This is a genomic window from Mesorhizobium sp. P2_A12 (assembly GCF_056405075.1).
Window position 1 is genome coordinate 34051 of the sequence record NZ_JBFUCU010000003.1, and the last position, 20565, is coordinate 54615.

The window sequence follows — 20565 nt, forward strand, 5'->3', positions numbered from 1 at the left end:
GCCGGAGCCTGCATCGGATAGCCTCACTGCATGCCGCCTTCGTTGTCGTCGCCATCCCATTGGCGATGACGGCCGAAGCGGCCGCCTTTCGGCAGTTCGCTCTTCTCGATCTTGCCGTCATTGTTCCTGTCGAGCATGGCAAAGACCTTCTTCTGGCGACTGGTGATGTCGTCTGATGTCAGGGTGCCATCGCCCCTGGTGTCGTAGCGGGCGATGATGCGTTTGGCCATCTGCTCAAAACGCGCCTTCTCCAGTGCATCGGCGAGTTGGGCGACGGTCAGCTTGCCGCCATTGTCGGCGACGAGTTTCTTCAGCCGCGCGTTCATGGCGTCGGAAAACTGGTCGAAGCTGATGGTGCCGTTGGAATCGCTCATCGCCTTGCTGAGGCGCATCATCGTGCCCTCGCGCAGCTTTTCGCTGGCATTGTTTTCGGCATAGGCCGTGGTGCCGACGGCGCCGGCCAGGGCGACGAAGGCAAGGGCAAGTTTGGTTGTCGTTCTCATGGTCTTCTCCTGTTGCATCGTCACCCCCGATGCGGCCGGACGAACGGCTTCACGGTCGTCCGGCACGAAGCAAAAGGTCAAAGTCCTTCCTGACCTTTTGCGACGTCTCCTTGAGGTGCGCTTCCAGCACACCGAAATCCGGCAGGTCAGTCACCGCCAGAAGCAAATCCGAAAGCCCCGGCGGAACATCGTCGCGCTCGAAGGCTCCGGTGAGGCACAGCCGCGTCATCTGGGTCAGCGCCAGATAGAGCGCGTAGGCATCGCCAAGTTCCTGCCTGACCCCGACATCGGCAAAGCCTGGCGCCAGGCGCGACAGGATTTCGGCCGTGCCTGTGGCACGTGCAATTGGCACGGCCTGCCCGGTGAGCACGGCCACCTGGGCGATGAATTCGAGATCGATCAGGCCACCGGGGATCAGCTTGATGTCCCATAGGTCGCGCGGCGGCTTTTCCTTTTCGATCATGGCGCGCATATCCGAGGCCTCGGCCATCACTTTTGCCGCGTCGCGCGGCTGGCCAAGCACTGCCGCCACTTCCGCCTCGACCTCGCTGCACAGGCCGGCGTCGCCGGCAATGGCACGCGCCCGCGACAGCGCCATGTGCTCCCACGTCCAGGCCTCCTGGCGCTGGTACTTTTTGAAGGCATCGACGTGGGTGGCCACAGGCCCCTTGTTGCCGGACGGCCGCAGGCGCAGGTCGAGTTCGTAGAGCACGCCTTCCGCGGTTGGCGCGGACACGGCCGCGATCAGCCGCTGCGTCATGCGGGTGTAGTAATGCGAAGGCGCCAGCGGCTTGTCGCCATCGGATTCCTCGGCATCCGGCGCGTGGTCATAGAGCAGGATGAGGTCGACGTCCGATCCGGCCGTCAGTTCGCGGCTGCCGAGCTTACCCATGCCGAGCAGCGAAACCACGCCGCCGGAAATCGTGCCATGGCGTGCCGCGAATTCGGCGGTCACCGCCTGCAACGCCGCCTCGATGGTGAGATCCGCCAGATCGGAAAAGGCGCGGCCTGCCCGAGCCGGATCGATCGAGCCGGCCAGCAGCCGGACACCGATCAGGAACTTTTGCTCGGAGGCAAAAATGCGCAGCCGGTCGAGCACGTCCTCATAAAGCCGGTCGCCCTCGACAAAGGCGGAAAGCCGCGCCGACAGATAGGCACGGTCCGGCAATTCGGTCAGCAAGGCCGGGTCGAGCAAACCATCGAAGACATGCGGCCGGCGCGTGATGATCGCCGCCAGCCGGGGTGCGGCACCCATGATCGTCGCCATGAGCTTCAACAGGGCCGGATTGGACTGCAGCAACGAAAACAGCTGGATACCGGCAGGCAGGCCAGCGAGAAACTCGTCGAAGCGTATCACGGCTTCGTCGGCCCGGCGTGTCTGGCCGAAGGACCGCAGCAGCGCCGGCGTCAGTTCCGTCAGCCGCTCGCGCGCTTCCGCCGACTGGGTGACGCGATAGCGGCCGAAATGCCAGCCGCGGATGACGCGGCAGATGTCGCTTGGCCGCTGAAAGCCGAGGCCGTGCAAGGTCCGCAGCGTGTCGGGATCGTCGACATCGCCGGTGAAGACCAGATTGCCGATGCCTGTCGAAAGCTCCGGCGCGGTTTCGAACAGGGCTGCGTAATGGCGCTCGACCTGTTGCAGCGAGGCGCGGAAGGCCTGGGAAAAGGCGGCCGCGTCGGCAAAGCCGAGCATGTGGGCGATGCGCTCCAGCCCTTCATCGTCTTCCGGCAGCGTGTGCGTCTGCTCGTCGGCAACCATCTGCACGGCATGTTCGACACGGCGCAGGAACCAGTACTGACGAGCCAGCGCGTCGCGCGCGTCTGATGTGATCCAGCTGCGCGCCGCAAGCTGGCCAAGCATCGGCACCGTCTCTCGTCCGCGCAGTTCCGGAAAACGTCCGCCGGCGATGAGCTGCTGCGTCTGGACGAAGAACTCGATCTCACGGATGCCGCCGCGGCCGAGCTTGACGTTGTGGCCCTTCACGGCGATCTCGCCATGGCCCTTGTGGGCGTGGATCTGGCGCTTGATCGAATGGACATCGGCAATCGCCGCGTAATCCATGTATTTGCGCCAGATGTAGGGCTGCAACTCCTTGAGGAAGGCGGCGCCCGCGGCGATGTCGCCGGCCACCGGACGCGCCTTGATCATCGCGGCGCGTTCCCAGTTCTGGCCACGCGCCTCGTAATAGCGCAGCGCGGCATCGACGGGGATTGCCAGCGGTGTCGAACCGGGATCGGGGCGCAACCTCAGATCCGTGCGGAAGACATAACCATGCTCGGTGCGGTCCTGCAGGATGCGCACCAGGCGGCGCGTCAGGCGCGAAAACAGCTCGGTGGCATCGAGCGGATCGACGACGGCGGACGCTTCCGGATCGAAGAAGACAACGAGATCGATGTCGGAGGAGAAATTCAGCTCATGCGCGCCCAACTTGCCCATGCCGAGCAGGATCCAGCCCGATTGCTCTGACGGATTGTCGAGATCCGGCAGTTTGAGCTTGCCCTGGCCATGGGCGTCGCGCAGCAGGAAGTCGACAGCCGCGCAGGTGCAAGCGTCGGCCAGGTCGCTCAACCGGCGCACCGTCAGCGCCGTTTCGGCTTCGCCGGCAAGATCGGCCAACGCGATCAGGAAATGCGCCTCGGCCTTCCACTGGCGCAGTTCCATCATAAGGCCGGATTCCGAGACGACCTCGGCCAAATGCGCCTGGCCAATGGCGGCGCCGATCGCTTTCAGCCGCGCCTCGACAGTCTGCTCGAACAGGCCGTCCAGGATCTGCGGCCGGCGACGCGCCGTATCGCGCAGAAACGGCGACAAATCGAAGACGGCTGTCAGAAAATCCTGGCCTGGCCCCTTATCGGCGAGGAGTTTGGCCAGCCGCGCCAGCCCCTCCTCCCGCGCCGCCGAGGCAATCTCGGCCAGCTCTTGCCGAGCCCGGTTTTCATTGAGCGGAGCAAGCCTGGCGACCGGCTTCAGCAGCCAGTCCGTCTCCACCTGCTTGGCAGCCGCACTCATCAGTGATCCTCTCGCGAGGGGAAACTCATGACCACGGATAATCCGGGATTGCCAGGCAAGAGATCAAGCCGGCCATTGTGGAATGTCATGACCGCCTTGGCGAGGCTCAGGCCAAGACCGGAACCGGGCTGCGAACGGCTTTTCTCCAGCCGCACGAAACGCTCGGTCGCGCGGGCACGGTCGCCATCGTCGGGAATGCCGTGGCCATTGTCGGCGACCGACAGCCGAACTTCAGTGCCGATCCGCTCAACCGCCACGCGCACGGCCGGTTGGGCAGTGGCATCGGTCGAATATTTGATCGCGTTGTCGACGATGTTCGACAGTGCCTGGCCGATCAATTCGCGGTTGCCGTTGACGAAGACCGTCTCCCGCACGTCTGTCTCCAGCGAGACACCTGCCTCCTCCGCCACCGGCTCGTAGAGCTCGACAACATCGCGCACGGCTTCCGCAAGATCAACGCGGTTGGTGTTCTCGGAGGAGTAGCCAGCCTCCAGCCGGGAGATCATCAGGATGGCGTTGAAGGTTTTTATGAGCTGGTCGGATTCGGAAATCGTGCCTTCCAGCGCCTGGCGGTAATCGGTGGTCTTGTGCTTGCCCGCAAGCGTCGCCTCCGCCCGGTTGCGCAGCCGGGTCAGCGGCGTCTTCAAATCATGCGCGATGTTGTCGGAAACCTGTTTCAGGCCTTCGTTGAGCGTGGCGATCCTGGCCAGCATGGAATTGAGGTTTTCGGAGAGCCGGTCGAACTCGTCACCGGCACCAGTGACCGGCAACCGGCCGGAAAGATCGCCGCCCATGATACGGCGGCTGGCTTCCGACACGCTGTCGATGCGCTTCAGCGCGGCGCGACCGACAAAGAACCAGATCAGCAGTCCGCCCAGCCCCATCATGCCGAGCGCCAGCATCAAAGCGCGGCGGATCACGGCGCGGAACCGCTCCGGCTCGCCAAGGTCGCGGCCGACCAACATGATCATCTGGTTGGGCAGCCGAAGCACCAGCGCGATAGCGTTGTGACCCTTTTCGCCCTGCGCCTGCGCTTCGTTCTGGTCGGGTTGGGTGGTGCTCGGTTCCGTCGGCAAGTTTCTCAGACGCTCGAGTTCTCCCTCGCCAAAGCGCTGATAGGAGAACGGACTGCTGGTCCAGCCTTCGGTTTCGAGAACGCCCGGTTCCAGGCTCTGCACGTTGCCGGTCAGGATCTGGCCGTTGGCGTCGGCGATCAGATAGAGGTTGGCGCCGGGTTGGCGCGAGCGGGCCTCGACCACGCGCACCAGGACCGGCAGACCGCCGCGCTGATAGGCGCGAGCGAGGCCGAGCACCTCGTCGTTGATGGTCTCCTGCGTCTGCGCGGTCAGCATGCGCGCCGACAGCGAGGTCATGTAGAAGACGAGCGCCACCGCGCAGAGCGCGAAGAGCAGGAGATAGAGCGCCGAAAGCCGCGCTGCCGTCGTCTTCATGATGGCTGGCACGGAAAGAGCCATGCTGCTGCTAGCCGCTCTTCAGCATGTAACCGGCGCCGCGAACTGTATGCAGTATGGGCTTGTCGAAGCCCTTCTCGATCTTGCCGCGCAGCCGCGAAACATGGACGTCGATGACATTGGTCTGCGGATCGAAATGATAGTCCCAGACATTTTCGAGCAGCATGGTGCGCGTCACCACCTGGCCGGCATGGCGCATCAGATACTCCAGCAGGCGGAATTCGCGCGGCTGCAGCGTGATCTCGCGCGCCGCGCGGCGGACCGAATGCGACAGCCTGTCGAGTTCCAGATCGCCGACGCGGTAGACGGTTTCCGCTTCCTTGGCGCTGGCGCGGCGGTTCAGCACCTCGACACGGGCCAGAAGCTCGGAGAAGGCATAGGGCTTGGTCAGATAATCGTCGCCGCCGGCGCGCAGGCCGGTGACCCGGTCGTCGACCTCGCCGAGCGCCGACAGGATCAGCACTGGCGTCGTGTTGCCCCTGGACCTCAGGCCGGCAATGACCGACAGGCCGTCGCGGCGCGGCATCATCCGGTCGATGACCATCACGTCGTAGTCGCCGGCGTCGGCGAGCGCAAAGCCGGTTTCGCCGTCTCCGGCAACATGGGCAGTGTGACCGGCCTCGGTGAAGGCTTTCTGCAAGTAATCCGCCGCCTCGCGATCGTCTTCTATGACGAGAATCTTCATAGGACTGTTATACGCGATTTCGCTGGAAGATTGAGTGGCAGACATCTGCATTGTGGCCTTTGCCAAAGCGCATCGCGATCAAGATCATCCGAAGCCGCGAGCGATAAAAATCCTTGCCCCGATCTCGTTGCGCCAAGACCGCCGAAACGCTTTTTTGACGACATGCCTGGGGGTGGGGGGGGGGGGGGGGGGGGGCAAGAGCGCTCCGGAGACGTGCCTCAGCCCTTGGCGACGGGCAGCGCGACGAAACGATTGTTGTCGTCGCGGGTGATCTGCATCAGCACGGCCTTGCGGCCGGACTTGACTGCCTCGGTCATCGCCTTGGTGACATCGTCGGTGGCGTTCACTTCGGTCGAATTGACCGATGTGATGATGTCGCCCGGCTGGATGCCGCGGTCGGCGGCATCGCTGTCGGGATCGACATCGGTCACCACCAGCCCCTTGCCGTTTTCGGACTTGGTGACGGTCAGGCCGAGATCGGCCAGCGAGTCGGGCTTGGCTGGAGCGGCGGGCTGCTGCTGGTCGGCCGATGCCTGCTTGTCGCTCGAGGGCAGTTTGCCGAGATCGACCTTGACGGTCTGGCTCTTGCCATCACGCCACACGGTGACGTCGACCGACTTGCCAGGCGAGTAGGCGCCGATCAGCCGGGCCAGTTCCTTCGGCGAAGCAACGTCCTTGCCGTCGACCTGGGTGATCACGTCACCAGCAATGATGCCGGCCTTCTTGCCGGGACCCTCGTCCTGGGCGCTGGAAACCAGGGCCCCATTCTGCGACTTCAGGCCCAGCGATTCGGCGATGTCGGAGGTGACCGGCTGGATTTCGACACCGAGCCAGCCACGCTGTACGGAACCGCTCTTCATCAGGTCCTGGACGACCTGCTTGGCGGTCGAAGCGGGAATGTCGAAGGCGATGCCGACGCTGCCACCTGACGGCGAGAAGATCGCGGTGTTGATGCCGACGACCTGACCGTTGAGGTTGAAGGTCGGGCCGCCCGAATTGCCGCGATTGACCGAGGCGTCGATCTGGAGAAAGTCGTCATAGGGGCCAGCGCCGATGTCGCGACCGCGGGCCGAGACGATGCCGGCGGTGACCGTGCCGCCGAGGCCGAACGGATTGCCGACGGCCACCACCCAGTCGCCGACGCGGACCTTGGAGTCGTCCGCGAAGTCGACATAGGTGAACTTGCCGACGCCATCGACCTTGAGCACGGCGAGATCGGTGCGCGGATCGGTGCCGATCAGCTTGGCGTCGAGTTCCTTGCCGTCATTCATCACCACGGTGAAGGCCGAGCCTTCCTCGACGACGTGGTTGTTGGTGACCAGATAGCCGTCATCGGAGATGAAGAAGCCGGAGCCCTGCGCCACCGGCCGCGGCTGGTCGTTGTTGTGGTCGCGGTGGCCGAAGCGGCGGATACCACCCTGGCCGTTCTGATCGCCAAAGCCACGGAATTCCTTGAAGAAGCGGCGCAGCTGAGGATTGTCGGGCAGGTTGTTCATGCCGTCCGGATCGTCGGACTGATCGGTGCCATCATCGGCCGCCGGGCTGATCTTGGCCTTGACCTTGACGCTGACCACAGCGGGAGAAACGCGCTCGACGACGTCGGCGAAGCCCGGCACCTGCGGCGCCTCGACACGCACGGCATCGGCCAGAACGGGCCCTGTTCCAGTCGTCAGCGCACCGATACCGATCGCGCCGGCAACGGCGATGGACGCGACGGCGGCCATCAGACGCTTGCGGGTGACGGAATATGAATTGGGGGCAATATTCATGGGGTCTCGTATCCTCTTTCAAATGGATGCCCTTGATCGGCATCCTCGGGAAAGAGAATTAGAGAGGCGCACATTACAGCGCCATTTCCGACACATGAAACTTTGGTAATGTTGCGGGGTGACCGCAGCCGTCAGTCGCGGCGCAAAATGGCGTCCAGCGATGCCTGCTCTTCGGCGGACAGGGATTTTGTTGCCAGCGTGCGACGCGACCGCGCCGTCATCACAATGAACATGCCGCCAACGAGCAGCAGGATGACCGGCGTACCCCACAGCAAGGCATTGCGCAGGTCGAAGCGCGGCTTCAGCAGCACGAACTCGCCGTAGCGCGACACCACATAGTCCATCACTTGCTGATCGGTATCGCCGGCAACGAGGCGCTGGCGCACCAGAATGCGCAGGTCGCGGGCCAGATCGGCGTCGGATTCGTCGATCGACTGGTTCTGGCAGACCATGCAGCGCAGGCCTTCGGACAGCGCCCGCGCCCTCGCCTCGAGCGCCGGATCGGCCAGCATCTCGTCCGGCTTCACGGCCTGTGCCGCGCCGGCGAAGAGCAGCGCCAGCAGCAGGACGATCGAAGTCAGCGAAAGCCGGGCGCTCATGGCAGGCCCGCGGACGGAATGGCGCTGGCCTGCTTGCGCCGACGTGACGGTGCGCCGACACGCAGCCGCCTGTCCATCAGCGACATGGCAGCGCCTGCCATCATCACCAGGCCGCCGCCCCAGATCAGCGTCACCAGCGGTTTCCACCACAGGCGCACCACGACGGACCCGTCCTTGCCCTCGTCGCCGAGCGAGATGTAGAGCTGGGAGAGGCCCATCGTCCTGATGCCGGACTCCGTCGTCGTCATCTGCCGCACCGGATAGAAACGCTTGGCGGAGCTGATTTCGCCAATTGCGCTGCCGCTGGCGCCGATCAGCTCGAAGCGGCCGCGATCCTCGCTGTAGTTCGGGCCCTGGGCGGGATAAAGCCCGACGAAACGCAGCGTATGGCCGGACAGTTCGACGGTTTCGCCGGCATGCATCGACAGGATCTTTTCCGTGCCGAAGCAAAGCGTGCCGACGATGCCGAGCGTGGTCAGGCCAAGGCCAAGATGCGCAAAGGCAGTGCCAAAGACAGAGCGCGGCAAGCCGAGCAGGCGCCTGACCATGATCCCGGCTGCAACATTGCCGAAGCCTGATTTGACCGCGAGATCGGTGAGCGCGCCAAGGATCAGCCAGACGGCGAGGCCGACGCCAAGCGCGGCGAACACCGAGGCGCCGTCGATGAACAGAGCGGTGACCAGCGTCGCCAGAAGGGCTGCGGCAAAGGCCACCATCAGGCGCTGGGCGACAGCGAAGACGTCGCCGCGCTTCCAGGCCAGCAGCGGTCCGAAAGGGACGATCACCAGCAGTGGCACCATCAGCGGGCCGAAGGTCAGGTTGAAGAACGGCGCGCCGACCGAGATCTTGTCGGCGGAAAAGGCCTCGACGGCGAGCGGATAGAGCGTGCCGACGAGCACGGTCGCGGTCGCCGTGGTCAGGAACAGATTGTTGAGGACGAGCGCGCCTTCGCGAGAAATCGGGTGAAACAGGCCGCCGGCCGTCAACCGGGAGGCACGCAGCGCGAACAGCGCCAGCGAACCGCCGATGAACAGCGTCAGGATGCACAGGATGAAGACGCCGCGTGTCGGATCGGTGGCGAAGGCGTGGACGGAGGTCAGCACGCCCGAGCGGACCAGGAAGGTGCCGAGCAGCGACAGCGAAAAGGTCAGGATGGCGAGCAGCAGCGTCCAGATCTTCAGCGCCGAGCGCTTCTCCATGACGATGGCCGAATGCAGCAGCGCGGTGCCCGCCAGCCACGGCATGAAGGAGGCGTTCTCGACCGGGTCCCAGAACCAGAAACCGCCCCAGCCGAGCTCGTAATAGGCCCAGTACGAGCCCATGGCGATGCCGCCGGTCAGGAACATCCAGGCGACCAGCGTCCACGGCCGCACCCAGCGCGCCCAGGACGCGTCGATGCGCCCTTCGATGAGGGCGGCGACCGAGAAGGAAAAGCAGATCGAGAAGCCGACATAGCCGAGATAGAGAAACGGCGGGTGAATGGCGAGGCCGAGGTCCTGCAGGATCGGGTTGAGATCGCGGCCTTCGATCGGCGCCGGATTGAGCCGGATGAACGGATTGGACGTCGCCAGGATGAACAGGAAGAAGGCGGCGCCGATGGCGCCTTGCACGGCCAGCACATTGGCGCGCAGCGTTGCCGGCAGGTTTGATCCGAAGGCGGCGACAAGCGCGCCGAAGAAGGTCAGGATCAGCACCCAGAGCAGCATCGAGCCTTCATGATTGCCCCAGGTTCCGGTGATCTTGTAGATCAGCGGCTGCAGCGAATGCGAGTTTTCCCACACGCTCGCAACCGAGAAGTCGGAACTCGCATAGGCGCTCGCGAGCGCCACGAAGGACAGCGCCGTCAAGGCAAAGCCGGTCACCGCGACCGGCCCGCCGACCGCCATCAGGCGTTGGTTGTTCAGGCGTGCGCCAAACAGCGGCACGATCGTCTGCACCAGCGAAAGTGCAAACGCCAGGACCAGGGCGAAATGTCCGGTTTCAACCATGGTTGCGCCCAGACTTATGTTTTGCCGCAGGTTCTTGCCGCAAAACCGTGGGACACTTTTGCGGAACCTGCTTATTCACTCTTGCTCTCCTGCCAGACGCCCTTGGCCTTCAGGCCGTCGGCCACCTCCTTGGGCATGTAGCGCTCATCATGCTTGGCCAGCACGCTGTCGGCAACGAAGGTGCCGTCGGGGCCGAAACTGCCCTCGGTGATGACGCCCTGCTCTTCGCGGAAAAGGTCGGGCAGGATGCCGGTGTAGGTGACCTTGACCGATTTGTGGGTGTCGGTGACCGAAAAGGCGACCGTCGCCCCCTGCCCGCGCTGGATCGTGCCTTTTTCGACCAGTCCGCCCAGCCTGATGCGCTGGCCGGGCTGGACACTGGCGGTGGTGAGGTCGGCCGGCATGTAGAAGTAGGACGCCTTCTGGCCAAGCGCATAGAAAGTCAGCCCGGTGGCCGCGCCCAGGAAGGCCAGACCGCCCGCGATCACCGACAATCGTTTCTGCTTGCGAGTCATGTCAGTCCTATTCCGTCGCCGTCAGGCCAAGCGAGGCGGCAAAGGCTGTGAATTTCTTGGCTTCATCACTGTCGGCTCCGAAGACGGCAATTGCGCGACCCAGCGCGTCACGCGCCTGGTCGGCCTTGCCGAGCACGACATACGAACGAACGAGCCGCATCCACCCTTCCGGGTCACGCGGATTTTGCCGAAGTTTGTCGTCGAGACCGGCAACCATGGTGTTGATCATGGCTTCCCGGTCGGCGGGAGACATGGAGGATGCAGCGTCGACATCGCCGGCATCGGGACCGTTGGTGGCGCCGCCGGAGGCGACTTCGGGGCTGCCGGATTTGGCCAGCGCCTGTTCGACCGCACCGCGCCATGGCGAATCCGGCGGCAGCCTGCCCAGCATTGCCTGCCAGGCCGCGACCGCCTCCTTGGCGCGGCCCTCCTGCGCCAGCGCCATGGCAAGGTAGAAGCTGGCCTTCGCATTGGCCGGATCAAGCTTCAAGGCCGCCTCAAAGGCATCCTGGGCATCGGCCGAGACAATGCCGCCTGCCGCGTTGGCGATCGCCTCGCCAAGACCGGCCCGACGCACCGCGCTGTCGCCGTCAAGGCGAATGGCATTGCGATAGGCCGCCGCCGCATCGGAAAAGCGCTGCATGCGCAGATAGACCGGGGCGAGCACGTCCCATCCCCTGCCATCGGAAGGATTGGCGGCAAGATGGGCTTCGGCCCGCGCCACCAATTCGTCCACCGAACTGTCGGCCGGATTCTTGGCCAAGCGTTCACTGAGTGGCTGCGACGGCAGGTCGGGAGACCCGAGCTGGCTGTAGAGCCCCCAGCTGACCAGCGGGACCGCCAGAACGGCCGCGGTCGCCACCAGCCTCGCCGCGACCGAGGCCTGCCTGACGGATGCCTTGCCGGCCGCTGCCGCAGTGTCGAGGCGAAGGATGCGGCGCGCGATCTCGGCGCGCGCTTCAGCCGCTTCCGCCGGCTGGATCAAGCCACGCGCGGCGTCGCGGTCGAGTTCGGACAACTGATCGCGATAGACTTCCAGATCGTGATCGCCCGTCGACGACGCGCCCTTCGAACCGGCGGCCAGCGGCAGCAGCACCGCCAGGCTCGCACCCAGCGTGAGAATTGCGGCTATGACCCAGAACAGCATGGTTCTTCCAATAAAGGCAGAGCCATGCCCTGCCAACAGATGCATCCTGCGACGCTTTGACGGCAGGCGCGCCGCATGTCCTTGATCGACATCAACCGGCCGGATACCAGCCGGACCCGGTTGATCGTCAGGTCAGCGGCGTCCAGCTGCCGTCGGCGTTGCGGCAAGCAGTGCCGCGCGCCGTCACCCCGGCTCCGCCGGCAAACACCGTCTGCGTATACTGGCGGCAGTCCTGCGAACCGACGCGGTAGGGCTGGCCGGGAACCACCTCGCCGTAGTGCGAAGCCTGGTCGCCCTTCCATGTCACCTTCTGGCCACTGGTCGTATATTCGAGCGCCTTGTATTCCGCCTCGAGCGCGCTGCGCTTCTCGGTCTCGCTCAGTCCGTTGCCGATCGAGCCGCCGACCAGGCCGCCGTCCATTGCCGAAATGATCGTCGTGGTGACCTTGCCGCTGGACGGAGGCGACGAGGCCGGTGTCGGCGCGACGGTGGGGCCGTTGCCGCTCAGGGTGGTGCAGCCGGAAACGGCCAGCAATGCGGAAACAAGCGCGACGCGAATCTTCATGCCAACAACCGGTTTTCTTGAGTTGGAGCCTGTCATGGATGAGCCGGGGGCCGCGTCATCGAAGAAGTCGGCATGGCCATAGTATTGATATTTGTCGGAAATTTGGCCGCTGCCGGCCGCTCCGAGATCAATTGACATTCCGCCATGACACGCCCCGTCCACCAACGTCGATTGGCCCTGGATATACATCACTGAAGGCTCCGCAATCGCACCACCGCCTTCAGTCCGCCCATGCCGGACCGTTCCAGCGCCAGAACGCCTCCATACTCGTTGACGAGGTCGGCGACAATGGCCAGCCCCAGACCTGTTCCCGGCTTTGTCTCGTCCAGGCGCCGTCCGCGCTTCATCGCCTCGCGCGCCTTGTCCTCGGGAATGCCCGGGCCGTCATCCTCGATGCTGATCTCAAACAGGCTGGCCGCGTCGTCCTTGCCGGTCAAAGGCACGACCGAGACCAACACCGCGCTCTTAGCCCATTTCATCGCGTTGTCGAGCAGATTGCCGAGCAATTCCTCGAGGTCCTCGCGCTCGCCGGCGAAGACGATCTCGGTCGCCGGCAGCGCCAGCGACAGGTTGGTCTGTGGGTTGAGTTTCTGCAAAACCCGCACCATGCGCTGGACCAGTGGCGCCACCGGCGTGCGGTAGACGACGCTGTCGCGTTGCGCGGCGACACGGGCGCGCTGCAGATAGTGCTCGACCTGCTTCTGCATGGACGCGGCCTGCTCGGCAATCAGCTGCCCCTTGGCGCCGCCAAGCGCCCGGCCCTCGTTGAGCAGCACCGCCAGCGGCGTCTTCAGCGAATGGGCGAGATTGCCGACCTGGGTTCGCGACCGCTCGACGATGCGCCTGTTGTTTTCGATCAACGCATTGGTTTCGTTGGCAAGCGGTTCGATCTCGGCCGGGAACTGGCCGTCCAGCCTGTGCGCGGTGCCCTCGCGCACCATGGCAAGCGCATTCCTGACCCGGCGCAGCGGCTGCAGTCCGAGCAGGATGGCGATCGCGTTGATGGCTATCATGCCGACACCGAACAGGCTGAGATAAGTCAGCAGGCGGCGCTGGAAGGTCGAGATTTCCTGTTCGAGTTCGCTCTGGTTGCCCATGACGCGGAAACGCGCGGCGCGGTTCTTGGAGTCGAGAACGAATTCGCTCTCGAACACTTCGAGCTGTTCGCCGTTGATGCCTTCGGTCGCATAGCTGCGCTGGAAACTGGAATTGAAGGGCACATCGGCGACATCGGGCGATGGGATCGTCTTGGTCATCGACGACGAATGAAGATCTCCGTGCACGCCTTCCGAAGCAGGTTCCACCGACCAGTACCAGCCCGAATTCGGCTCCGAGAACCGCAGGTCGCCGAGATCGGGAGCGCCGGTGAGCGCACCGCTGTCGGAAATGCCGATGGAGCCGATCAGGTTGAACAGATGCGCCGAAAGCAGGCTGTCGAAGCCGCGCTCGCTGGCCTGGCGATAGAGCGTGGTGATCAGGGTGAAGATGATGACAAGGGTCACGATCGCCCACACCGTGGAAAATGCGATCACACGGAACGTCAGCGAACGCGGCCACAAACGCAGCGAAAGCGGCGTCCTTGCGGTTTGTTTGAGCGGTTCCGAGTTACGCCTCCGGCTCACGCATGCGGTAGCCCATGCCGCGCACGGTTTCGATCATGTCGATGCCCATCTTCTTGCGCAGCCGCCCGACAAAGACCTCGATGGTGTTGGAATCGCGGTCGAAATCCTGATCGTAGAGATGTTCGACCAGTTCGGTCCGCGAGACCACCTCGCCCATATGATGCATCAGATAGGCAAGCAGCCGAAACTCGTGCGAGGTCAGTTTCAGCGGCACGCCGTCGACATCGGCCTTCGACGCCTTGGTGTCGAGGCGCAGCGGCCCGCAGGTCAGTTCGGACGAGGCATGGCCGGCGGCGCGCCGTATCAGCGCCCTGAGCCTCGCCAGCACTTCCTCGATGTGGAACGGCTTTGTGACATAGTCGTCGGCGCCGGCGTCGATGCCGGAGACCTTGTCACTCCAGCGATCGCGCGCCGTCAGGATCAGCACCGGCATCTTGCGGCCGCCGCGACGCCACCGCTCGACCACGCTGATCCCGTCCATCTGCGGCAGGCCGATGTCGAGCACGACGGCATCGTAGGGCTCGGTGTCGCCGAGGAAATGACCCTCCTCGCCATCGAAGGCGCGGTCGACGACATAGCCGGCATCGACCAGCGCGTCCGATATCTGCCGGTTGAGATCCTTGTCATCCTCGACGACGAGTACGCGCATGCGAAAATCAATACCTGTTGATGGGCTGGGGGCAGATATAGGCCGATTCCGGCGGCCTGGGAAACGATGGCCTGTAAGATGAAAGATTGGTCAGTTCTGCGGCACGACGATTTCGGAACGGCGAGGACGCTGCCCGTCCTTGCCCGGGACGAGCACGACGATGACGCAGACCGGCTGGCCGCCGCGTGTCGATTGCGAGGCCTTGGCCAGCGTTCCGCCATTCTGCGCCGCCACCTGCTGGCCGATGGCGTAGCAATCGGAAGCCGCCAAAACGATCGGGCCGCCCTGGTCAGGCGTGATGACCGGTGTCGCCATCGCCTGCGACGCAAACAGCCCGGCAGCAAAGAGCGCCAGTGTCGCGGTTCGGAAGTGGGAGCGAAGCGTTTTCATGGCTGGCGTTGTAACGCATCGGTGCTGAACGTGAAATGAACAGTGAACGCCACCAAGACCATGCCCGCTACCCCCTGAAACGCGAGACGACCGATCGGATTTCGCCGCCCACCCGGCGAAAATCCCGGAAGTGTTAGTCTAGACCCCGTTTGGACCATATTGAAAGCGCATCAGTCATTATCCTGCGTTATGGCGCGAAAACGCAGCAAGCCATGATGCACGAGGAGGTCCTCGTCATAGCGGGCCTCGGCGAACTCCAGCACGAGACGTGTCTGTCCACGCGGGCCGATGATCAGCACCGCGTCGGCGAGGCGCGCCTTGATGCTGTCCATGATGGCACGCGTTTCGGCCTCGCCATGGGTCTTCGACCAGACATGCAGAGTGACCAGCTGATCGGCATCGTTCTGGACCCCGGTGTCCCAGTCGAAGGCGCTGGTCTGGCCGCAGGTTACGTGGGGATAAGCGGCATTGTCAGCCGCGTGTTCGAGCAGCCCGGCGCCGCCCAGCAGCGCCGACAGCGATGCATCGCTCCTCAATCTCTGGAACAAGGCCTGCTGCAAATCGCCGGACGCGGTCATCGTTATCCCTCATCGTAGCGGCTTGCGGATCATGTGCCTGGATTGCCCTCAAGGGTATCCGGATTCTGCCCGGCTTGCCAATCAGCGGACGCCGCGCAACCTAACCACGAAACTGCGTAGCGCAAGCACCAGCACCGTGATGATGATTAGAATCACAGAAAGCGCGGCGATCGCCGGATCGATGTTGTCGCGCAGGCCCATCCACATCAGCCTGGGCAGCGTGATGGCGTTGACCGAGGTGATGAACAGCGTGACGCCAATCTCTTCCCAGGACAGCACGAAGGACAAAAGTGCCGCGGTGATGATGCCGAACTTGATGTTGGGCATGATGATGCGGGTGGCGCGCTCCCATACCGACGCGCCAACGCCGCGCGCGGCGAGATCGATGCGCCGGTCGAGCTGGCTGAGCGACACCAGCATCAGCACGGTGGCGAAGGGCACCGTCATCACCGAATGCGCCATGGCAACGCCAAGCCAGGTGTCGTAGCCGAAGAGCGAGCTGAAGCCCGAGATCGAAGTGAGCAGGAAGTAGAGCGTGATGGCCGAGACCACCGGCGGCACGACCATGGGCAGCAGAACGAAGCCGACGAGCGCCGCGGTGAAACGCGGCTGGAACATCCACACGCCGAGGCTGAAGCACAGCGCCAGCACGGTGGAAAAGGCGCTGCTGACGATGCCGATGCGGATGCTGAGCAGGATCGAGTCGATCCAGCGCGGATCCTCGATCAGTGCCCGGTAGTGGCGTAGCGACAGCTCGCCGGATGGCATGGCCAGCATGCGGCTCGGCGTCAGCGACACCGGGATGACGGCGAGCAAGGGCATCAGCAGGAACAGCGCCACGAAGGCCGCGATGATCAGGGAGATGGGACCGGGGCGATAAGTCGGCATCAGATCAATTGCTTCGGTCTGACATAACGGAACAAGAGCGCCATCAGCGCGCCGACGAACAGCACCAGCACAACGCTGATCGCCGCGCCCAGCCCCCAGTCCGGGCTCTGGAAGATCCTGAGATAGATCAGCTCGGCGACCATGACGCTGCGGCCGCCGCCGAGGATCGCCGGCGTCACGAAGAAGCCCAGCGAAAACACGAAGACGATCAGGGCCGCGCCGATGATGCCGGAGCGCGTCATGGGCACGAAGACCGACCAGAAGGTGCGCATGCGGCTGGAGCCGAGCCCGCGCGCGGCCAGCAGCACGCGGTCGTCAAGGCTGCGCATGGAAGACGCCAGCGGAAAGACCGCGAAAGGAATGAGGAAATGCGTCATGCCGACGATGACGCCGAATTCGTTGCGCACCAGCGCCAGCGGTTCGGAAATGAAGCCGATCGCCTGCAGCCAGGTGTTGATCAGGCCGCGATTGGACAAGAGCGCCACCCAGCCGAAGGCGCGGGTCAGCACCGAGATCCAGAAGGGAACGAGAATGCAGAACTCGGCAACCAGACGCTGAGCCGGGGTTCCGCGCACCCAGACGACGGTGATGGCATAGGCAGCCGCCACCGAAACCACCGTGACGACCGCAGCGATGCGCAGCGTGCGGATGAACACCGATTGCACCAGATCGTCGGTGAGCAGCGCCTCATACTGGCCGAGCCCCGGCGTCGGCAGCGTAAAGCTCCATTTGACGACACCGAGGAACGGCCAGGCATAGGCCAGGACAAGAAACAGGAGCAGCGGCGCCATCAACAGCGCCGCCCCCATCCTGTCGGAGAGATATGCTCTCATGTCGACCCGATAATCCCTGCCTCGGTCAGGCGGAGATGATCTTGGTGTATTCGTCGAGCGCTGGCCCGTAGTTCTTGGCGTACCAGTCCATGTCGAGCGCGATCTGCTTCTTCATGTTCTCGGGGTCGACCGGGTTGATGCGCTTCTTGTCGGCGGGGATCAGCGCGTCGGCGGCCGGGTTTGCTGGACCCTGGCCGAGCTTGTCGAACATGACCAGCTGCTTTTGCGGGTCCTGGGCGCTGGCGATGAACTTCATGGCCGCGTCCTTGCCGCCGGGATTGCCCTTGAGCACGGCGAGCGCGCCGGGCGAGATCAGTCCCTGGTCCCAGATGAACTTGATCTTGCCGCCGGAATCCTGCTCGATCAGCGAAGCGCGGGTCGACCAGACGATCGCCATCGAGGCCTCGCCATTGAGCAGCACGCTCTGGCTCTCGGCACCGCCGCCCCAATAGGCGACGACGTTCTCCTTGAAGGCGGCGATCTTGTCATGCGCGCGCTTCAGGTCGAGCGGATAGAGCGACGCGGGCGCGATGCCGTCGGCAAGAAGGGCCGCCTCCCAGCTCGACACGCCCCATTTGTAGAGCGAGCGCTTGCCGGGGAATTTCTTCACGTCGAAGAAATCGGCCATGCCGGTCGGCGCGTCCTTGCCGTATTTCTCGGAATCATAGGCGATGACATAGGAGAAGAAATAGGTCGAGGCGGCGTATTCCCAGCCAAAGCCCTCGCGCATCTTCTTCTTGTCGACGATCGAATAGTCGATCGGCTCGAGCGCGCCTTGCGCGCCGAGCGTAATGGCCGAGAACGGGTCGACGTCGACGAGGTCCCAGGTCGGCGCGCCGCTCTTGAACTGCGCGGCGATCGCGCCTTCGGTCGGGCCGGAGCCGTCCATCTTGACGGTGATGCCGGTGTCCTTGGTGAAGGCCTGGCCATAGGCGGCATCGTAGGCCGTGATGGCGTCGCCGCCCCAGTTGACCAGCACCAGTTCCTTCGCCGCGGCAAAGGCTCCGGTCGAGCGCAGCAGCATCGGCGTGCCGGCCAGCACGATTGCCGCCAGCTGCGCGAATTGCCGGCGCGAAATCTCGCCGCGCCCTGCCCTTGCGGACAGGCTCTCGATGGCTTGTTTCCTGGTGTCGCCAGTTTTTGAATTGCTTGTCATGTCAGTTCCCCTTTTTGTTGTTGATAGTGCCGGAAAGCGGTGGTGCAGATATTTCGCCACACCCGTTCGTCATTGTCCTCCATGCGGAAGGAGGAAACCCTTGTCCGCCGGCCAGGTGAGCCAGACGGAGTTGCCCTTGCTCAGCGCAGCGGCAGCTATCTCGTTCGGCACCGAGACCGTGACCTTCGCGCCTTGCTGCGTCGTCAGGTCAAGCCGCGTCGCCGCGCCAAGATAAGTGGAGTTGGTCGCCGTCGCGGCGATGCCGTTCTCGCCGGCTGTCGCCTCGCCCGATATCGACATGTATTCGGGACGGATCGCCAGAATTGCATCGCCGCGCACCGTCTCAGCCTTGCAGCGCATGGAAACCGCGCGGTCTTCGCAGAGGCCAGTCGAGCCATTGTCGGCCGGGCGCACCCCCTTCAGCGGCAGCATGTTGATCTCGCCGAGGAATTCGGCGACGAAGCGGTTGTCGGGCCGGTCGTAGACCTCGTCGGGTGCTCCGACCTGCAGCAGTTTGCCATGGTTGAAGATGGCGACGCGCGACGACAGCGCCAGCGCCTCGCTCTGGTCGTGGGTGACGAAGACAAAAGTGGTGCCGGTTTCCTGGTGCAGCCGCTTCATCTCGGCCTGCATCTGGCCGCGCAGGCCCTTGTCGAGGGCGGAAAATGGCTCGTCGAGCAACAGCACGCCCGGCTCGAATACCAGCGCGCGGGCGAGCGCCACACGCTGCTGCTGACCGCCCGAAAGTTGCGCCGGCAGTTTCTTCTCATGGCCCTTGAGGCCCACGCGCTCGATCATCTCGCCGACACGGCGCTTGATGTCGGCCGCCGATTTCTTGCGCACCTTGAGTGGGAAGGCGATGTTGGCTTCGACGCTCATATGCGGAAACAGCGCGTAGCCCTGGAACACCATGCCGGCTGCGCGCTGTTCGGCCGGTCGCTCGGTGATGTCGACGCCATCGCTGAACAGCCTGCCCTCGGTCGGCTGCACGAAGCCGGCAAGGATCATCAGGAAGGTGGTCTTGCCCGAACCAGACGGCCCGAGCAAGGTCAGGAACTCGCCACGGCCAATGTCGAGCGTCAGATTGTCCAGCGCACGGAACGAGCCGAAGCTCTTGCCGATTCCGATTGCCTTGATCTCTGCGGCCCGGCCGGGTTGCTGCATCCTGCCTGTTTCCTCAATTCCAGGAGAAATCGTAGGGCAGCGTGCGGCCTCACCGCAACCGAATAGTTTTCGCCGGATCGGCAAATTCCATTCATCTGTCCAATCGGTGGCGCCCGTGGTCGGCCATGACCTTGGCAATGCTCTCCGCAAGTTTCGATCGCAGCCATCCGGCAAACGCGTCAAGCACCGGATGCGTCGCCTTGGCGTGTTCGGAGACGAGGAAGTAGGAGCGCGGCGATTTGATCGCGATGTCGAAGGGGCGCACGAGCCTGCCTTCGGCCAAGGCCTTGCCGCTGGTCAGTTCGTCGCCCATGGCCATTCCCTGGCCGGCGATCGCGGCCGAGAAGACGAGATTCATGTCGGAAAAGAAGATACCGCCTTCCGGGTCGGGGTTCTCGACCTTGGACAGCGCCAGCCAGCGCGCCCAATCCTCGGTGTCGCCGAGATGCAGGAGAGTGGCGCGCAGCACATCGGCTGGCTTGGAGAATCCGCCGACCTTGTTGAGAAGCGTCGGACTGCACAGCGGCGTAAAGGAAATTTCGCACAACAGTTCGGCGGCCCGGTTCGGCCAATTGCCAACGCCAAAGGCGATGAAGGCGTCGGCGTCGGCATTGCTGACGTCATCCAGCCGACGCGGCGTCAGGATGCGCAGCGCGACATCCGGGTACATCTGCCTGAACTCGCCGATATGGGTGCACAGGAACAGCGAGGCGAAGCCCGGCGTGCAGCTGATGCTGAACGAGCCGCCGACGCCGGTGCCGGCATGGCGCGTCACCGCATCGCCCAGCACGGTCAGCGCCTTGCGCACGTCGCTGGCATAGCGCTGGCCACGCGGCGTCAGCGCCACGCCCTTGCCGATGCGTTCGAGCAGATCGAAGCCGAGGTCGCGTTCAAGCAGGCGAAGCTGATGGCTCACCGCGCTGCGGGTCAGATGCAACTCGTCGGCGGCGCGCCAGACGCTGCCATGACGAGCGAAGCTGTCGAGCGCACGCAGCGCCTGGGTGGATGGTATGCGCAAGAGGCCTCAGGTGA

The 20565-nt window shown here is 64.2% G+C and carries 19 protein-coding genes; all 19 read right to left on the bottom strand.

From position 1 onward, the window contains the following. Positions 1–23: 23 nt before the first annotated feature. The gene (locus tag AC1DZU_RS07795) at positions 24–503 is read right to left on the bottom strand and encodes an EF-hand domain-containing protein (RefSeq protein ID WP_477283359.1); all 480 of its coding nucleotides are present in this window, start codon (positions 501–503) and stop codon (positions 24–26) included. A 49-nt stretch (positions 504–552) separates the two neighbouring features. After that, positions 553–3513 carry a bifunctional [glutamine synthetase] adenylyltransferase/[glutamine synthetase]-adenylyl-L-tyrosine phosphorylase gene (locus tag AC1DZU_RS07800; protein WP_477283361.1) on the bottom strand — a complete coding sequence of 987 codons (2961 nt, stop codon included), beginning with the start codon at positions 3511–3513 and terminating at the stop codon, positions 553–555. Beyond that, entirely contained in the window at positions 3513–4988 is a 1476-nt protein-coding gene (locus AC1DZU_RS07805; protein WP_477283363.1) for a sensor histidine kinase, read from the bottom strand. The genes AC1DZU_RS07800 and AC1DZU_RS07805 overlap by 1 nt, the downstream gene beginning before the upstream one ends. 7 nt (positions 4989–4995) lie before the next feature. Continuing rightward, on the bottom strand, positions 4996–5670 hold the full coding sequence (locus AC1DZU_RS07810; RefSeq protein ID WP_164548653.1) for a response regulator transcription factor: 675 nt from the start codon (positions 5668–5670) through the stop codon (positions 4996–4998). A gap of 218 nt (positions 5671–5888) precedes the next feature. Next, entirely contained in the window at positions 5889–7439 is a 1551-nt protein-coding gene (locus AC1DZU_RS07815) for a Do family serine endopeptidase (protein WP_477283366.1), read from the bottom strand. 131 nt (positions 7440–7570) lie between these two features. Further along, complete coding sequence (locus AC1DZU_RS07820) at positions 7571–8038, bottom strand: cytochrome c-type biogenesis protein (RefSeq protein ID WP_477283368.1); 468 nt, start codon at positions 8036–8038, stop codon at positions 7571–7573. Then, positions 8035–10026: a heme lyase CcmF/NrfE family subunit gene (locus tag AC1DZU_RS07825; RefSeq protein WP_477283370.1), complete on the bottom strand. Its 1992-nt coding sequence runs from the start codon at positions 10024–10026 to the stop codon at positions 8035–8037. Before AC1DZU_RS07825 ends, AC1DZU_RS07820 begins: the two co-directional genes overlap by 4 nt. 71 nt (positions 10027–10097) lie before the next feature. After that, entirely contained in the window at positions 10098–10541 is a 444-nt protein-coding gene (ccmE, locus tag AC1DZU_RS07830) for a cytochrome c maturation protein CcmE (RefSeq protein WP_095089931.1), read from the bottom strand. A gap of 7 nt (positions 10542–10548) precedes the next feature. Further along, positions 10549–11688 (bottom strand): c-type cytochrome biogenesis protein CcmI, encoded by a 1140-nt coding sequence (gene ccmI, locus AC1DZU_RS07835; RefSeq protein ID WP_477283373.1) that lies wholly within the window; start codon positions 11686–11688, stop codon positions 10549–10551. A 127-nt stretch (positions 11689–11815) separates the two neighbouring features. Continuing rightward, on the bottom strand, positions 11816–12253 hold the full coding sequence (locus AC1DZU_RS07840; protein WP_477283375.1) for a hypothetical protein: 438 nt from the start codon (positions 12251–12253) through the stop codon (positions 11816–11818). 188 nt (positions 12254–12441) lie between these two features. Then, positions 12442–13875 carry an ATP-binding protein gene (locus AC1DZU_RS07845; protein WP_477283377.1) on the bottom strand — a complete coding sequence of 478 codons (1434 nt, stop codon included), beginning with the start codon at positions 13873–13875 and terminating at the stop codon, positions 12442–12444. Further along, entirely contained in the window at positions 13859–14524 is a 666-nt protein-coding gene (locus AC1DZU_RS07850; protein WP_023812809.1) for a response regulator transcription factor, read from the bottom strand. The genes AC1DZU_RS07845 and AC1DZU_RS07850 overlap by 17 nt, the downstream gene beginning before the upstream one ends. Before the next feature lie 90 nt (positions 14525–14614). Beyond that, complete coding sequence (locus tag AC1DZU_RS07855; protein ID WP_477283379.1) at positions 14615–14914, bottom strand: hypothetical protein; 300 nt, start codon at positions 14912–14914, stop codon at positions 14615–14617. A 170-nt stretch (positions 14915–15084) separates the two neighbouring features. Beyond that, a complete protein-coding gene (locus AC1DZU_RS07860) occupies positions 15085–15492 on the bottom strand; it encodes a DUF3168 domain-containing protein (RefSeq protein ID WP_477283381.1) in 408 nt (135 codons plus the stop codon). A gap of 81 nt (positions 15493–15573) precedes the next feature. Further along, the gene (locus AC1DZU_RS07865; protein ID WP_477283383.1) at positions 15574–16380 is read right to left on the bottom strand and encodes an ABC transporter permease; all 807 of its coding nucleotides are present in this window, start codon (positions 16378–16380) and stop codon (positions 15574–15576) included. Then, positions 16380–17213, bottom strand: coding sequence for an ABC transporter permease (locus AC1DZU_RS07870; protein WP_477283385.1), 834 nt, complete (start codon positions 17211–17213; stop codon positions 16380–16382). Before AC1DZU_RS07870 ends, AC1DZU_RS07865 begins: the two co-directional genes overlap by 1 nt. A 25-nt stretch (positions 17214–17238) precedes the next feature. Continuing rightward, positions 17239–18369, bottom strand: a complete 1131-nt coding sequence (locus tag AC1DZU_RS07875; protein ID WP_477283387.1) for an ABC transporter substrate-binding protein — start codon at positions 18367–18369, stop codon at positions 17239–17241. A gap of 69 nt (positions 18370–18438) precedes the next feature. Further along, on the bottom strand, positions 18439–19533 hold the full coding sequence (locus AC1DZU_RS07880; protein ID WP_477283389.1) for an ABC transporter ATP-binding protein: 1095 nt from the start codon (positions 19531–19533) through the stop codon (positions 18439–18441). Between the two features lie 91 nt (positions 19534–19624). After that, complete coding sequence (locus AC1DZU_RS07885) at positions 19625–20551, bottom strand: LysR substrate-binding domain-containing protein (RefSeq protein ID WP_477283391.1); 927 nt, start codon at positions 20549–20551, stop codon at positions 19625–19627. Positions 20552–20565 lie beyond the last annotated feature (14 nt).

What these genes read in the sequence shown, in the direction of transcription:
- AC1DZU_RS07880 (WP_477283389.1), bottom strand. Translation starts at nt 19,533, where the DNA reads ATGCAGCAACCCGGCCGGGCCGCAGAGATCAAGGCAATCGGAATCGGC.
- AC1DZU_RS07795 (WP_477283359.1), bottom strand. Translation starts at nt 503, where the DNA reads ATGAGAACGACAACCAAACTTGCCCTTGCCTTCGTCGCCCTGGCCGGC.
- ccmI (WP_477283373.1), bottom strand. Translation starts at nt 11,688, where the DNA reads ATGCTGTTCTGGGTCATAGCCGCAATTCTCACGCTGGGTGCGAGCCTG.
- AC1DZU_RS07865 (WP_477283383.1), bottom strand. Translation starts at nt 16,380, where the DNA reads ATGCCGACTTATCGCCCCGGTCCCATCTCCCTGATCATCGCGGCCTTC.
- AC1DZU_RS07870 (WP_477283385.1), bottom strand. Translation starts at nt 17,213, where the DNA reads ATGAGAGCATATCTCTCCGACAGGATGGGGGCGGCGCTGTTGATGGCG.
- AC1DZU_RS07810 (WP_164548653.1), bottom strand. Translation starts at nt 5,670, where the DNA reads ATGAAGATTCTCGTCATAGAAGACGATCGCGAGGCGGCGGATTACTTG.
- AC1DZU_RS07800 (WP_477283361.1), bottom strand. Translation starts at nt 3,513, where the DNA reads ATGAGTGCGGCTGCCAAGCAGGTGGAGACGGACTGGCTGCTGAAGCCG.
- AC1DZU_RS07860 (WP_477283381.1), bottom strand. Translation starts at nt 15,492, where the DNA reads ATGACCGCGTCCGGCGATTTGCAGCAGGCCTTGTTCCAGAGATTGAGG.
- AC1DZU_RS07875 (WP_477283387.1), bottom strand. Translation starts at nt 18,369, where the DNA reads ATGACAAGCAATTCAAAAACTGGCGACACCAGGAAACAAGCCATCGAG.
- AC1DZU_RS07825 (WP_477283370.1), bottom strand. Translation starts at nt 10,026, where the DNA reads ATGGTTGAAACCGGACATTTCGCCCTGGTCCTGGCGTTTGCACTTTCG.
- AC1DZU_RS07805 (WP_477283363.1), bottom strand. Translation starts at nt 4,988, where the DNA reads ATGGCTCTTTCCGTGCCAGCCATCATGAAGACGACGGCAGCGCGGCTT.
- AC1DZU_RS07855 (WP_477283379.1), bottom strand. Translation starts at nt 14,914, where the DNA reads ATGAAAACGCTTCGCTCCCACTTCCGAACCGCGACACTGGCGCTCTTT.
- ccmE (WP_095089931.1), bottom strand. Translation starts at nt 10,541, where the DNA reads ATGACTCGCAAGCAGAAACGATTGTCGGTGATCGCGGGCGGTCTGGCC.
- AC1DZU_RS07840 (WP_477283375.1), bottom strand. Translation starts at nt 12,253, where the DNA reads ATGAAGATTCGCGTCGCGCTTGTTTCCGCATTGCTGGCCGTTTCCGGC.
- AC1DZU_RS07850 (WP_023812809.1), bottom strand. Translation starts at nt 14,524, where the DNA reads ATGCGCGTACTCGTCGTCGAGGATGACAAGGATCTCAACCGGCAGATA.
- AC1DZU_RS07820 (WP_477283368.1), bottom strand. Translation starts at nt 8,038, where the DNA reads ATGAGCGCCCGGCTTTCGCTGACTTCGATCGTCCTGCTGCTGGCGCTG.
- AC1DZU_RS07815 (WP_477283366.1), bottom strand. Translation starts at nt 7,439, where the DNA reads ATGAATATTGCCCCCAATTCATATTCCGTCACCCGCAAGCGTCTGATG.